The sequence below is a fragment of the Aphanothece hegewaldii CCALA 016 genome (genome assembly GCF_003007785.1).
Lineage (GTDB): Bacteria > Cyanobacteriota > Cyanobacteriia > Cyanobacteriales > Microcystaceae > Chroococcus > Chroococcus hegewaldii.
Genome location: NZ_PXOH01000005.1, coordinates 1 through 13,563, shown reverse-complemented (window position 1 = coordinate 13,563; position 13,563 = coordinate 1). Strand labels below are relative to the sequence as shown.

Genomic DNA, 13,563 nt, shown 5'->3' with positions numbered 1-13,563 from the left:
TGTTAGGGGCGTTGGATAATGGTTTCTAAAACGCGGCGTTTGGCTTTAGGATCAATGCCCAACAGACGAACGTATTCGCCTTGGTGTTCGGCGATACAGTTTTCGAGTGCGACAAAAACATCGGATTCTCTGGTACTTTCAACAGGGGTACAACTTTGCCATGAACCCGTTTTAAAACGACGTTTGTCGGCGTGTTCCATGCCGATTTTGTGACCTTGAGCGATGAGCGATCGCACTTGTGCTACAACTTCTGAACTGAGACGGTTGTTACCTGCATGAGTTTTAGTTGTTTTAGAAGAACTGCCATAGCTAGAGGGAGACTCATTTGCGGGGCGTGATATGGTTTGCGCTTTATCATCAGGACGATGAATAATCGCTTCTAGTACACGGCGTTTGGCTTTAGGATCAATCCCTAACAGGCGTACATACTCGCCTTCATGTTCAGCAATACAAGCTTCTAAAGCCGAAATCACTTCAGATTCGCGGTTACTTTCGATCGGTGTACAACTTTGCCAAGAACTGGTTTTAAAACGACGTTTATCGGCGTGTTCTGTGCCAATTTTGTAACCTTGAGCGAGTAAAGCACGAACTTGACTAATCATGTCTGAAGCAATACCCGCTTTAACGGCAGAACCGCCACGACTGCTAGAACCGTAGGAAGATTGACCATGAGAACTACCGTTAGAATCTAGGCTGACTTTTTCTCCTGGTCTTTGTACGATGAGTTCTAAAACGCGGCGTTTGGCTGTTGGATCGATACCCACTAAGCGGACGTATTCGTTAGGATGATCGGCGATCACGGCTTCTAAAGAGCGGATCACGGCATTTTCTTGATGCCCTTCGATGGTTGGACCGGTTTGCCAAGAACTGGTTTTAAAACGGCGTTGGTTGGCGTATTCTGTCCCAATTTTGTAACCTTGGCTCATTAGCGATCGCAAATGTGTCCGTACATTTGAACTAACTTGTCCGTTGCTGGACTGACTTGATCCCTGATGAGCGGGTGTACTTTTATAATGACCGTTGCTACCAGATGAAGAACTTTGAGTTGGGTTATCACCGGGACGCTGAATAATGGTTTCAAGAACGCGACGTTTAGCATTTGGGTCGATGCCGATTAAACGGACATATTCTCCTTGATTATCTTGCAGAAAAACATCAATTTCATGGAGAATTTGTTCTTCGCGTTGTCCTGTGATCGAGCCGCAGCTTAACCAAGAACTGGTTTTAAAACGACGCTGATCGGCGTGTTCTGCGCCTATTTTATAGCCTTGAGAGAGAAGAGAGCGCACTTGATCTCGAAGGTTTGTCGTTGTCATCATAGGTGTTTCCGAATTTTTATAGAGAGTCTGTGTAGATTCTTTTATAGGGGCTTGTTGTTCTTGTACGGCATTCAAGCAAGCAGCATTTTGGGAACTTTGATCACCCACCCGTAAAGCTTTATTCATTTCTACAACGTGGTTAGCAAAAAGACGATCGCTTTCTTTAACTTCGGGTAAGCGATCGGCTTGTTGCTGGTTTGTAATAATTGATCCTGACGGAACATACTTACCGGGTGGAATTTCTACATCTTGAATTAGGGCGTGCATCATGACAATACAGCCTTCACCAATACGGGCATTGAAGACCGTTGAGCGGAAGCCAATAAAGCAATTATTACCCACATAAGCTGGCCCGTGAATGAGTGCCATATGGGTAATACAAACTTGTTTACCGAGCCATACGGAATATTCTTTACCGTCATCGCCGACCACTCGTCCTTTTTCAAGTCCGTGAATCACTACACCATCTTGAATCTTGGTGCTTTCCCCGATATAAAATGGGGTTCCTTCATCGGCTCGAATGGACGTTCCAGGCGCGACTAAAACATTAGGACTCACGGTAACATTGCCAATGAGATTTGAGAAGGAGTGAACATAAGCACTGGTATCAATTTGGGGTTCTTCTAGGTTTTTTGACCACGGAGTCGGGGGCGCCGCCGTTTGGGAAAAGACAGTGCGGGCTGCCATACTTCATCCTCCTAAAGCTCTTTCTAACTCCTGATTAGCCACGATTTTCGCCTTTTTTGCTGTATAGCTGACGATTATCGACTGTGACTGTGTCGATGATTCCTATCACCATTGCATCTAAAGGACGGTTATTATACCCATCATCGATCCGGGCTGCACCGCCTCTAGACACCAGTACCCACTCATCTATTCCCGCTCCAACTGTATCTCCTGCCACTTCATATTTAGGGAGTAGTTGGCCTTCGGCATCGATAAACTGTAACAATAGGAGCTTAACGCCTGTCAGACTACGAGCTTTATGGGTACTTACGACGGTGCCACGAACTCTGGCTATTTGCATTATCGAAAGCCTACACTATTACATTCTTCTTAATGGTGGAGGGTTAACACTTTCTCGAAACTGTTCTACGGCTTCGGTATAGCGAATGGGTAGGACATATTCGAGGTTTTCGTGAGGACGAGCAATGATGTGGGTTGAAAGAACTTCGCCACCGTTAACCCGTCTCACATTCTGAGTTCCTGCTGCTACTGAAGCTTGTACTTCAGAAACATCACCCCGTACGATCACGGTGACTCGTCCACTACCGATTTTTTCGTATCCGACTAGGGTAACACGGGCTGCTTTGACCATCGCGTCAGCCGCTTCTACGACGGCAGGAAATCCCAAGGTTTCTACCATTCCTACTGCAATTGACATGATTTTAAGACTCCTGTCCGATTTGTTGTTGTTCTGCAAAAAAAGAAAGTTATCTACAGGGCTGACTCATAGTTGATTTTCTATAAAAAAGTGATAAACTATTGTTTATAGACTATGAATGAGCGGAAAAACGAAAAACAATATTAATAGGCGCGGAATTGCTCTACTTCTTCGGTATAACGTATGGGTAGAACATATTCGAGGTTTTCGTGAGGACGAGCGATGATGTGGGTTGAAAGAACTTGACCGCCGTTAACTCGGTTAGCTGCTTCAATTCCTGCTGATACAGACGCTTGAACTTCTGAAACGTCACCCCGTACAATTACGGTGACTCGACCGCTACCGATTTTCTCGTATCCGACTAAGGTAACACGGGCTGCTTTGACCATCGCGTCAGCCGCCTCTACCACTGCGGGAAACCCTAGGGTTTCTACCATTCCTACTGCAATTGACATAATTTTAAGGCTCCTAATCTTGATTGGTTAAATTTTAAAATGATGTTAGTAACTCCGGAATTGTTCTACTTCTTCGGTGTAGCGAATGGGTAAAACATATTCGAGGTTTTCATGAGGACGAGCGATGATGTGGGTTGAGAGAACTTTTCCACCGTTGACTCGGTTAGCTGCTTCAATTCCTGCTGATACAGATGCTTGAACTTCTGAAACGTCACCTCGTACAATAACGGTAACTCGACCGCTACCGATTTTTTCGTATCCGACTAAGGTAACACGAGCCGCTTTAACCATTGCGTCAGCCGCTTCGACAACGGCGGGAAACCCTAGAGTTTCAATCATTCCTACTGCAATTGACATCTTTACTGAGTCCTAATTTGTCAAGCCTAACTACAGAATTGAGGGTTCATTTCATATAAGCTGCTTTGTCAAATTTTTTCCCTGGCTGATTACTTGCTTTCTTGAGATTGCTTTCACGCGTCATGGGAAACATTGACCATTCCGAATTTTACCGGGATTGGGATCGCTTTAAATCGTTTTCTTTTCGATTGGGCTGGCTTTAGTAAAATAGAAACGGAAGTGGCTAATTTAATTCACCTAAAAATAAGAATAGAGAACCTTGACCACTTTGACAATATAATTCATGATGATGATTTCTAATTCTATGGTTAATGAAAATTAATAGGTCATCACAATCTACCCTCAGACATAAGATAAATTAAAAAATTTTTTCCATGCTTCAGACTGTTTTATAATTTTTTTATACTAATTTCAAAGAAAAACACAAAACTGAGTAGGCAAAAGCATCCAAGCTGATTTAAGGGGATCACAGCAGATTAAGGACTCAGACTAGGTAAGAAGACTTATTAAAGAAGCCAGAGAAAACCCGATGATCTTTGACGAATCAACAGCAAAAGTAGTGGATCGACCTATGCTGATAGGTGTAGATTTGTCAAGTAAATAAATTAAATTAAGGTGAGGGCGTTAGTAGATGTCTAGAACAGCAGCAGAACTTATAAAATCGTTTTGAAAAAGTTGTACAACTCATATCAAAAAGATAAATAATATAAAACAAAACTTGTTTTAATCAATTGGCTCTAGTCCCAGACTTGGTTATCCTTAAATAGCGTGTTCATCCTTCATTTCAAGATTATTTTTCAGTAAATGAGTCATTTTTTTCTCTTTAACAGTTGGTTTATTCCCTTTTATGGACTGATAGGGTCGATTTTGACGCTCCCTTGGTCATTGGGAATCGTGCGACGGACGGGCCCGCGTCCAGCAGCTTATCTAAACTTATCAATGACCGTGTTGGCTCTGGCTCACGGCGCGATCGCATTTAGTCAAATTTGGCAAGTCCAAACCCAACAATTAATCTATCATTGGCTCAAAGTAGCTGATCTAGATCTAACTTTGGTTATGGAATTATCTCCAGTCAGTCTAGGAGCATTAGAACTTATTACAGGCATCGGCTTACTCGCCCAATTTTATGCTCTCGGCTACATGGAAAAAGACTGGTCACTAGCCCGATTTTTTGGCTTAATCGGCTTTTTTGAGGCAGCATTAAGCGGAATCGCCCTAAGTGACTCGTTACTGTTGAGTTATGGCTTACTGGAAATGCTAACCTTCTCAACCTATCTTCTGGTGGGTTTTTGGTATGCTCAACCCTTAGTCGTTACCGCCGCCCGCGATGCCTTTTTAACCAAACGAGTTGGGGATATTTTATTATTAATGGGTTTGGTTGCCCTATCGAGTTATGGGGCGGGTTTAACCTTTTCTCAACTCGAAACTTGGACAGAAACCTCATCATTACCCCCTCTAACGATCACTTTAATCGGTTTATCCTTAATTGCGGGGCCGACGGGTAAATGCGCCCAGTTTCCCCTAAACCTGTGGTTAGATGAAGCGATGGAAGGGCCGAACCCTGCTGGAATTATGCGAAATTCGATCGTTGTTTCGGCGGGTGCTTATGTTTTGATTAAATTACAGCCAGTCTTTAGCTTATCTCCGGTTGTTTCCGATACACTCGTCGTTTTAGGAACTGTAACCGCCCTTGGAACCTCTTTAATGGCTTTGGCGCAAATCGATATTAAACGCGCTTTGTCCCATTCAACCAGTGCGTTTTTAGGCTTAGTTTTTATTGCAGTGGGTTTAGGTCATGTCGATATCGCCATTTTATTATTATTTTCTCACGCAGCAGCCAAAGCCTTACTCTTCATGAGTATTGGGGCAATTATTACATCGACGAGTAACCAAAATATTACGGAAATGGGGGGATTATGGTCAAAAATGCCCGCAACGACCACCGCTTTTATCGTAGGTTCGGCAGGTCTGATCGCGCTAATGCCGATGAGTTTATTCTGGACGCTACAGCGTTGGTTTAATGGGTCTCTGGCAGTTGATGGCTGGTTATTGGCGGTTTTGATGTTTGTTAACTGTTTTAACGCTCTAAACCTCACTAGAGTCTTTCGCTTGGTCTTTTTGGGACAACCTCAAAGCAAAACTCGCCGTACTCCCGAAGTTGCTTGGCCGATGGCGTTTCCGATGGTGACTTTAATCATTATTAATTTAATTGTTCCCATTATTCCAATTCGCTGGAATTTGTGGCTATCAAATGTTACACCTGTGATCGATAATGATTCTGGGGTTGTACAATGGGCGATGCCTTTATTGGTTCTATCAGGATTTTTGGGTTTTCTCATTGGTTCAACGATCGAATTACGACGCGCATGGGCCAGACCGACACAATTATCATTAAGATTTTTACAAGATTTATTCGCCTACGATTTTTATTTAGACAGAATTTATCAAGTGACGGTGGTTTGGGTTGTTGCTACACTATCTAAAATTACCGCTTGGCTCGATCGCTATGTGATTGATGGGTTTGTTAATTTAGTGAGTTTAGCGGCTATTTTGAGTGGAAATACGCTGAAATACAATGCTACTGGACAATCTCAGTTTTATTTACTCACGATTATTGTCGGCGTTATTTTAATACTTTGGTCGCTGGTTAATGGTCAATGGTCAATGATGATTAATTATTGGTCATCTTTAATTAGTTAATAAAAATGGGTGGGAGAGTATCACCCTATTCGCAAAAAAAGAGGGAAAACGGTAAAGATGTTAAATGCTTTTGTTTTAATACCTATTTTAGGTGCAATTTTAATAAGTTTTTTACCAATCGAATTAGAGGCAAAAAGAACCAAAAAAATAGCGATAATAATTGCTTCAATCATCCTCGCTTTAAATATTATTTTGGTCTTTCAGTTTAATCCTAATATTCCAGATATTCAGTTTGTTGAGTACTTACCTTGGATTAAAGGGTTAGGTTTAAATTACCATCTTGGGATAGATGGTTTATCCTTTCCCATGCTTTTTTTAAATAGTTTACTGACTCTCATTGCTATTGGGAGTACCAGTACAACGATACACCGACCTCGTTTCTATTATGCTCTTTTATTTTTGCTCAGTACGGGGGTAGCAGGAGCATTTTTAGCACAAGATTTACTATTATTTTTCTTGTTCTATGAATTAGAAATTGTCCCCCTTTACTTTCTTATTGCCATTTGGGGAGGAGAAAGACGGGGTTATGCAGCGATGAAATTTCTCCTCTATACCTCAGTATCGGGCTTTTTGGTTTTAGTTTCCTTCTTGGGGTTGGTATGGTTAAGTGGCGCAACCAGTTTTGATTATGCCTTTTTGCGGGAAATGAGTCTAGGTGCAGATGCTTTACCCTTGGGAACGCAATTACTCTTAATTACGCCTTTATTGGTGGGTTTAGGGATTAAAATTCCGATTTTTCCCTTTCATACTTGGTTACCTGATGCCCACGTTGAAGCATCGACCCCCGTTTCGGTTTTATTAGCGGGTGTATTATTGAAGTTGGGAACTTATGGACTATTACGCTTTGGTGTCGGGTTATTTTTAGATGCTTGGCAATATCTCGCGCCAAGTATGGCCACATTAGCGGCTATTAGTGCATTATATGGGGCTTCATGTGCGATCGCGCAACGAGATATGAAAAAAGTTGTCGCCTATTCTTCCATTGCCCACATGGGTTATATTTTACTTGCTGTTGCTGCTGCGACTCGTCTGAGTATCACCGCGTCTATTTTCCAAATGGTGAGTCATGGTTTAATTTCGGCATTGTTATTCTTGTTGGTGGGTATTGTTTACAAGAAAACGGGTAGCCGTGATGTGTATTATCTCAAAGGTTTACTCAACCCGCAAAGAGGTTTACCCATTGTTGGTAGTCTGATGATTTTAGCAGTAATGGCGAGCGCTGGTATTCCTGGAATGGTGGGCTTTATCGCTGAATTTTTGGTATTCAGAGGAAGTTTTCCGATTTTTCCCATACAAACTTTGCTTTGCTTAATTAGTAGTGGTTTAACGGCGGTTTACTTTCTCCTGATGATTAACCGTGTATTTTTTGGCCGTCTGACAACCGAACTTTCTCGACTTCCACAGGTTTTATGGGCAGAACGCGCCCCCGCTTTTGTTTTAGCTATATTAATTATTGTGTTAGGAATACAACCGAGTTGGATGGTGCGTTGGAGTGAACCCCAAGTCTCGGTTTTACTAACAGGTACTTCGGATGTTGCTTTATCAGTAAACAGTGAACAGTAATCAGTAATCAATTATATAAACATGGTAACGACACAACTTAAACCCTCTAATCATCCACTTGCAGAAGCTATTCATCGCATAGAAACGGGACAAGCATTACTCAAAGACTCAAAAGAAAATGTTCTCGAAGTCGTTGGTATTCTTAAAAGCTACGGCGTTGTCTTAGATGCTTATTCTAACAATCTCATCTATATTGCAGACAATCAGTTTTTGGTTTTGTTTCCCTTCTTTAAATACTTTAATGGCGATGTGACCTTTTCTCGCTTGCTAAAACATTGGTGGCACGATCGCATAAACTATGAATATGCTGAATATTGTATGAAGGCCATGTTTTGGCATGGTGGAGGACAGTTAGATGCTTATGTCGATAGTCCTGAGTTTTTAGCAGTCGTCGAAAAAGTCGTTCAGGCTAAATTTAAAGGGAATTTATTTATGATGTCGCTGCATAAAGCATTCCCTGATTTTTTGCCCGAACAAATGCGGATGATGGCCTATTACAGTGGTTTAGGGCAATTCTGGCGCATCATGGCAGATATGTTTTTAAGTTTATCCGATCGCTATGATGGTGGGGAGATTAAAACTATTCCTGATGTGGTTCAACATATTTTAGATGGTTTAGTCGCCGATGCGGGTACACCCATTACCTATCAAGTCAAAGTGAAGGGACAAACTTACGATGTTATTCCTAAAGAAGCAAATTTAACTTTTTTAATGGATACTGCGGTACCTTATGTCGAAGCAGTTTTCTTTAGGGGTACGCCTTTCCCTGGCACAATTTCTTATAATGCTCAAGCGTATCAAATTCCCTATGATCAAGGAATGTTTACTTATGGTGCATTATACGCTGATCCGTTGCCGGTTGGTGGTGCAGGAATTCCCCCTACTTTATTGATGCAGGATATGCGCCACTTTTTGCCTGAATACTTACACCAATTTTATCGTCAAAGTTTTCGTCAAGAAGAAGATTTACTGGTACAAATTTGCGAAACGTTCCAAAAATCGATGTTTTGTGTCACAACAGCAGCCATTAAAGGTTTAGCACCTTATCCTATGGATACCACAGATTTGATGCAACAAAAAGCCAATCGCGCCTACTTAGAAAAATGGATGAATCGGTTTTTGACTTCTCGTATTCTAGATGTTAATCAGTAAGTGTGTTAACCATGTTTGTTGATTATGACTTAATTGTCATCGGTAACACGGCTGAGGCGATTTATGCGGCTTCTAGAGCATCTAACCTCAAAATGCGAGTCGCTTTAGTTGAACAATCGTCTAAGGCGAATATAGATAGATCTGAGGCGATTTTTGGACGCACCTACACCCATTTTACAAATCTATTTGCTCAGGTGAATCAGGTTGCCTCAAATTTAGACATTAAACCGAATTGGCAATTAATTCAAGCTTGGACAAAAGAAGCAGAAACGATTTTATCGGAGTATCATTCTTTATCGCTACTTGCAGCGAAAGGAGTTGATGTTATTTCGGGTATCGGGGAGTTTTGCAGACTTCCCTACCTAGGATTTATTGTAGATCAAAGACGATTGCGATCGCGTACTTATTTACTTGCAACAGGTTCAATTTTTGTTCAACCGAATATTAACGGGTTAGAGAATATTGATTATTTAACGGTTTCCCAAGTTTGGCAAAAAAATACACTCGATGATTTACCCGAAAACTTGACTATTATTGGAGAGACACCAGGAGCTATACAATTAGCACAAAATTTGAGACGGTGTGGTAAACAGGTAACTCTTTTAGTTGAAAGTGAAAGATTATTACCTCACGAAGATTCTGAGATTTCTTGGTTATTGCAAACACAACTCGAAGCAGAAGGAATTATTCTATTTACTCGAACTCCTGTAACTCATGTAAAATCAATAAATGGTCAAAAATGGCTACAAGCTGGAAATCAAGCAATTGAAACTGATGAGATTATTATCGCTTTTCATCCTTTCCCAAATCTAGAAGGTTTAAATCTACAGCAGGTAGGCGTAAAAGTCGAGCCAAATGGAATTTATGTTAATACAAAGTTACAAACAACGAATCCTAGAATTTATGCTTGTGGGAGTGTATTAGGGGGTTATTGTTTACCCCACATCGCACAGCAAGAAGTCAATATTATTCTCAAAAATATACTGTTTTATCCTAAGTTTCAAGTTAGTTATAATCATCTTCCCTATTGTATCTTTACTGAGCCACCGATTGCTAGAGTTGGACTAAGCGAAAGACAAGCAAAAAAACAATATGGCGATAAAATTAGAGTTATACAACAACCTTATAAGATTAATACTCAAGCACAGATTATCGGACAAACTACAGGATTTATTAAATTAATTTTAGACCAAAAAGGAACGATTTTAGGAGGACATATTATTGGGAAACAAGCAGAAGATATAATTAGTGCGATCGCTTTAGCTATTCAACATAAAATAAAAATACAATCTTTAGCCGAATTCCCTTTACCTTCTTTAACAATTTCAGAAATTATTCATCAAGTAGCCTTAGAATATCAAAGTCAATCTTTACAAAATAATAAAACATTATTAGATTTGCTAGAGACTTGGCTAATATGGCGCAGAAAGTCAGTTAAAAAATAGACGAGAACAATTATAATTATTGTAGAGTGAGAGAAAAATATGCAAAATTCAATTACGTCTAATTCCAAAAAAAATTTATACGAACAAGATTTTTATCAATGGATACAAAATACGGCTACTTTATTGAAAGAAAAACAGTTTGAACAAGTAGACTGGGAAAATGTTATCGAAGAAATAGAAAGTATGGGAAGAAGCGAAAAAAGAGAATTACTAAGTCGTTTAATTACTATCATTGAACATTTACTTAAACTTCAATATTGGGAAGCGGAAAAAGCATATAATGAAAGAGGATGGAGAGTAACCGTAGTTGAGCAAAGAAGTCAACTAGAATTAACTTTAGAAGATAGTCCTAGTCTAAAACCTATTTTAGAGGAAGTTTTTTTAGATTGTTATCAAAAAGCTCGAAAAGTTATTCTAAAAAAATATCAACTTTCTTCTAATATGTTTCCCTCAGAACCTCCTTTTACGATAGAAAATGTTTTAAACTCAGATTATTTCCCAGAATAGCAAATGAAATCATTATTTATTGTTTTTGAAGGTATTGATGGTTCAGGAACATCAACGCAAGCGAATTTATTAAAAGAATATTTTATTACACAAAATCAATCAGCTATTTTAAGTCCAGAACCGACAACTGGAGTCATTGGGAAACTAATAAGAGAAGCGATGCAAAGCTCAATTATTCCCATTCAAGATAAAAAAAAGTTTGATGAACAGATGGCCTATCTTTTTGCAGCAGATCGACACTATCATATTTATAATGATGTGGATGGTATCTTAAAATTAACGCAACAAGATCACTGTCATGTCATTACCACACGATATTATTTTTCCTCCCTTGCGTATAACTGTAATACTCTCGAAGAATTTCAGTTTGTTAGTCAACTTAATGCTAAATTTCCTCAACCTGATGTAGTGATTTATCTAGATATATCTGTACAAGTTTCGTTAAATAGAATAGCAGAAAGACAGCTAAAAGAAGTCTATGAGAATGAAGAAAAGTTAAATCATGTTAGAGAGAACTTTATTAATATTTTTTCTGAGTATGAAGGAAATAAATTAATCATTAATGGACAGGATACTATAGAAAATATCCATCAACAAATTATTCAGTATTTAGAAGGAATTGCCGTTAGCAAAAGTACGCCATAGAATAAATTCTCTGTCTCAAAGCTTAAGTCGGTTAAAACCGACTAATTCGGGGGGTTTTCAGTCCATTTTAATGGACTTTAGCTTAAGATGTGTGAATTTATTCGCTGACTGACTGAGCAATGTTTAATTCCTCGCATACTATAATCTTAAAGAAAACTTAGGTCATTTAATGCCGTTCATATCTTTTGATGGTTATCTTAAATTGCTGCAAAAAAATCTACAAAAAGGTAGTGAAAGAAGTCATTATCTAGCATTGAAAGATTTATTAGACGATCCAGAAAAAAGAATTGATGCTGTTATTGAAGAAAAGGGTAATAAAGCAGGTATTCCAGATTTTACCGTAAAGCGTCGGGAATTGCTGGTGGGTTATGTCGAAGCTAAAGATATTGGGATAAATTTAGATCAAACTGAAAAAACAGAACAGTTACAACGCTACTTAGAGTCATTTTCTAATTTAGTATTAACCAATTATTTAGAATTTCGCTGGTACGTCAACGGAAAACGTAGACTACAAGAGGTTTTAGCGGTTCAAAGTGGGAATAAACTTCAAATAAGAGATGCTGATCAGGTAGCTGCATTACTCGATCAGTTTTTATCATATAATGGCGAAATTGTCAATAGTCCTGAAGACTTAGCCCGACAAATGGCGAGGTTAACGAAAGCGATCAGGTTTGCTACAGCTACTACTTTATTGGAAACCCCTGAAAGTGAATTGCATCAATTAAAGCAGGGTTTTAGTGAGGTATTATTACCCGATCTCAATGATACAGACTTTGCGGATATGTATGCTCAAACTCTATCCTATGGACTGTTTGCTGCTAGAGTGGGTCATGCTCAAAATATAGATGGTGAGAAATTTACTCGTCGTACCGCTAGTACATATATACCTGCAACAAACCCGTTTCTAAAACGGTTGTTTAATACTATTGTTGAAACTGATCTGATTAGTCAGATTGATTGGGCGATCGATGATTTGGTACAATTGCTATCTAGTGTGGATATGGATAGCATTCTCGAAAACTTTGGACAACGTACCCGTCAAGAAGATCCCGTAGTCCATTTTTATGAAACATTTCTCGCGTCTTATAATGCAGCTTTGCGGAAGAGTCGTGGCGTTTATTATACACCTGAACCCGTTGTATCATTTATGGTGCGCTCGGTTGATGCAATCTTAAAAAATCGTTTCGATCTACCATTAGGTTTAGCAGACAATACAAAAGATCCTATCACCAATAAACCCAAAGTACAAATACTCGATCCCGCAACGGGTACAGGGACATTTCTTTATGAAGTTATTAAACAAATTTATCGTAATTTAGAAGAAATTGGCATGGCTAACCAGTGGGATAGTTATGTGAGAGATAATTTATTAAATCGGTTATTTGGTTTTGAGTTGTTGATGGCACCCTATGCTATTGCTCATCTTAAACTAGGATTACAACTACAAGAACTTGGCTATCAGTTTACAGGAAAACAAAGATTAGGAATATATCTGACGAATACACTAGATGAAGCGATGAAAAAATCAGATATATTATTTGGTCAATTTGTCGCACTTGAAGCAAATGAAGCATCAACAATTAAACGAGATACACCTGTAATGATTGTAATAGGAAATCCTCCTTATTCTTATCAATCATCAAATACAGGAGAATGGATCAGTAATTTAGTACGAGATTACTATCAAATTGATGGAAAAACTTTAGGCGAGAAAAATCCAAAAGGGCTACAAGATGATTATGTTAAGTTTATACGTTTTGGACAATGGAGAATCGATCGTACTGGTTCGGGTATTTTAGCATTTATTACTAATCATGGCTATCTCGATAATCCGACTTTTAGAGGAATGCGTCAGAGTTTAGAAAAAACCTTTGATGAGATCTATTTTATGGATCTACATGGGAATAGTAAGAAGAAAGAAATTGCGCCCGACGGTTCACCCGATAAAAATGTGTTTGATAAGTAACAATGCATAATTAATTGTATATTTGTGGTAAGCTTTTAGTGGCTCTAGTTGTTGCTAGTAGGTAAAAATT

12 protein-coding genes are annotated in these 13,563 nt (G+C 39.2%); 7 read left to right on the top strand and 5 right to left on the bottom strand.

Annotation, left to right across the window (positions count from 1 at the left end; translation table 11 throughout):
• Window positions 1–2: 2 nt before the first annotated feature.
• The 5 genes from ccmM to C7H19_RS06005 all read right to left on the bottom strand — a co-directional run bounded on the left by ccmM (window position 3) and on the right by C7H19_RS06005 (window position 3,515).
• The gene (ccmM, locus tag C7H19_RS06025; protein ID WP_106455996.1) at window positions 3–2,006 is read right to left on the bottom strand and encodes a beta-carboxysome scaffolding protein CcmM; all 2,004 of its coding nucleotides are present in this window, start codon (window positions 2,004–2,006) and stop codon (window positions 3–5) included.
• A 34-nt stretch (window positions 2,007–2,040) separates the two neighbouring features.
• Window positions 2,041–2,346, bottom strand: coding sequence for a beta-carboxysome shell vertex protein CcmL (ccmL, locus tag C7H19_RS06020; RefSeq protein ID WP_106455995.1), 306 nt, complete (start codon window positions 2,344–2,346; stop codon window positions 2,041–2,043).
• Window positions 2,347–2,364: 18 nt separating this feature from the next.
• Complete coding sequence (locus C7H19_RS06015; protein WP_106455994.1) at window positions 2,365–2,703, bottom strand: carbon dioxide-concentrating mechanism protein CcmK; 339 nt, start codon at window positions 2,701–2,703, stop codon at window positions 2,365–2,367.
• A gap of 143 nt (window positions 2,704–2,846) precedes the next feature.
• Window positions 2,847–3,158, bottom strand: a complete 312-nt coding sequence (locus tag C7H19_RS06010; protein ID WP_106455993.1) for a carbon dioxide-concentrating mechanism protein CcmK — start codon at window positions 3,156–3,158, stop codon at window positions 2,847–2,849.
• Between the two features lie 45 nt (window positions 3,159–3,203).
• Window positions 3,204–3,515: a carbon dioxide-concentrating mechanism protein CcmK gene (locus C7H19_RS06005; protein ID WP_106455992.1), complete on the bottom strand. Its 312-nt coding sequence runs from the start codon at window positions 3,513–3,515 to the stop codon at window positions 3,204–3,206.
• Window positions 3,516–4,319: 804 nt separating this feature from the next.
• Here C7H19_RS06005 and C7H19_RS06000 point away from each other — a divergent pair.
• From C7H19_RS06000 to C7H19_RS05970, 7 genes are all read left to right on the top strand, one after another.
• Window positions 4,320–6,215, top strand: coding sequence for an NAD(P)H-quinone oxidoreductase subunit F (locus C7H19_RS06000; RefSeq protein WP_106455991.1), 1,896 nt, complete (start codon window positions 4,320–4,322; stop codon window positions 6,213–6,215).
• A gap of 57 nt (window positions 6,216–6,272) precedes the next feature.
• Window positions 6,273–7,778: an NADH-quinone oxidoreductase subunit M gene (locus C7H19_RS05995; protein ID WP_106455990.1), complete on the top strand. Its 1,506-nt coding sequence runs from the start codon at window positions 6,273–6,275 to the stop codon at window positions 7,776–7,778.
• Between the two features lie 21 nt (window positions 7,779–7,799).
• Window positions 7,800–8,930, top strand: coding sequence for a CO2 hydration protein (locus C7H19_RS05990; protein ID WP_106455989.1), 1,131 nt, complete (start codon window positions 7,800–7,802; stop codon window positions 8,928–8,930).
• 11 nt (window positions 8,931–8,941) lie between these two features.
• Entirely contained in the window at window positions 8,942–10,375 is a 1,434-nt protein-coding gene (locus C7H19_RS05985) for a dihydrolipoyl dehydrogenase family protein (protein WP_106455988.1), read from the top strand.
• 39 nt (window positions 10,376–10,414) lie between these two features.
• Window positions 10,415–10,882 carry a DUF29 domain-containing protein gene (locus tag C7H19_RS05980; protein WP_106455987.1) on the top strand — a complete coding sequence of 156 codons (468 nt, stop codon included), beginning with the start codon at window positions 10,415–10,417 and terminating at the stop codon, window positions 10,880–10,882.
• Window positions 10,883–10,885: 3 nt separating this feature from the next.
• The gene (gene tmk, locus C7H19_RS05975) at window positions 10,886–11,527 is read left to right on the top strand and encodes a dTMP kinase (protein ID WP_106455986.1); all 642 of its coding nucleotides are present in this window, start codon (window positions 10,886–10,888) and stop codon (window positions 11,525–11,527) included.
• Window positions 11,528–11,696: 169 nt separating this feature from the next.
• A complete protein-coding gene (locus C7H19_RS05970; RefSeq protein WP_219907597.1) occupies window positions 11,697–13,493 on the top strand; it encodes an N-6 DNA methylase in 1,797 nt (598 codons plus the stop codon).
• Window positions 13,494–13,563 lie beyond the last annotated feature (70 nt).

Coding starts and splice junctions, on each gene's coding strand:
- ccmL (WP_106455995.1), bottom strand. CDS start 2,346: ATGCAAATAGCCAGAGTTCGTGGCACCGTCGTAAGTACCCATAAAGCT.
- C7H19_RS05980 (WP_106455987.1), top strand. CDS start 10,415: ATGCAAAATTCAATTACGTCTAATTCCAAAAAAAATTTATACGAACAA.
- C7H19_RS05970 (WP_219907597.1), top strand. CDS start 11,697: ATGCCGTTCATATCTTTTGATGGTTATCTTAAATTGCTGCAAAAAAAT.
- C7H19_RS05995 (WP_106455990.1), top strand. CDS start 6,273: ATGTTAAATGCTTTTGTTTTAATACCTATTTTAGGTGCAATTTTAATA.
- C7H19_RS06010 (WP_106455993.1), bottom strand. CDS start 3,158: ATGTCAATTGCAGTAGGAATGGTAGAAACCCTAGGGTTTCCCGCAGTG.
- ccmM (WP_106455996.1), bottom strand. CDS start 2,006: ATGGCAGCCCGCACTGTCTTTTCCCAAACGGCGGCGCCCCCGACTCCG.
- tmk (WP_106455986.1), top strand. CDS start 10,886: ATGAAATCATTATTTATTGTTTTTGAAGGTATTGATGGTTCAGGAACA.
- C7H19_RS05990 (WP_106455989.1), top strand. CDS start 7,800: ATGGTAACGACACAACTTAAACCCTCTAATCATCCACTTGCAGAAGCT.
- C7H19_RS06005 (WP_106455992.1), bottom strand. CDS start 3,515: ATGTCAATTGCAGTAGGAATGATTGAAACTCTAGGGTTTCCCGCCGTT.
- C7H19_RS05985 (WP_106455988.1), top strand. CDS start 8,942: ATGTTTGTTGATTATGACTTAATTGTCATCGGTAACACGGCTGAGGCG.
- C7H19_RS06015 (WP_106455994.1), bottom strand. CDS start 2,703: ATGTCAATTGCAGTAGGAATGGTAGAAACCTTGGGATTTCCTGCCGTC.
- C7H19_RS06000 (WP_106455991.1), top strand. CDS start 4,320: ATGAGTCATTTTTTTCTCTTTAACAGTTGGTTTATTCCCTTTTATGGA.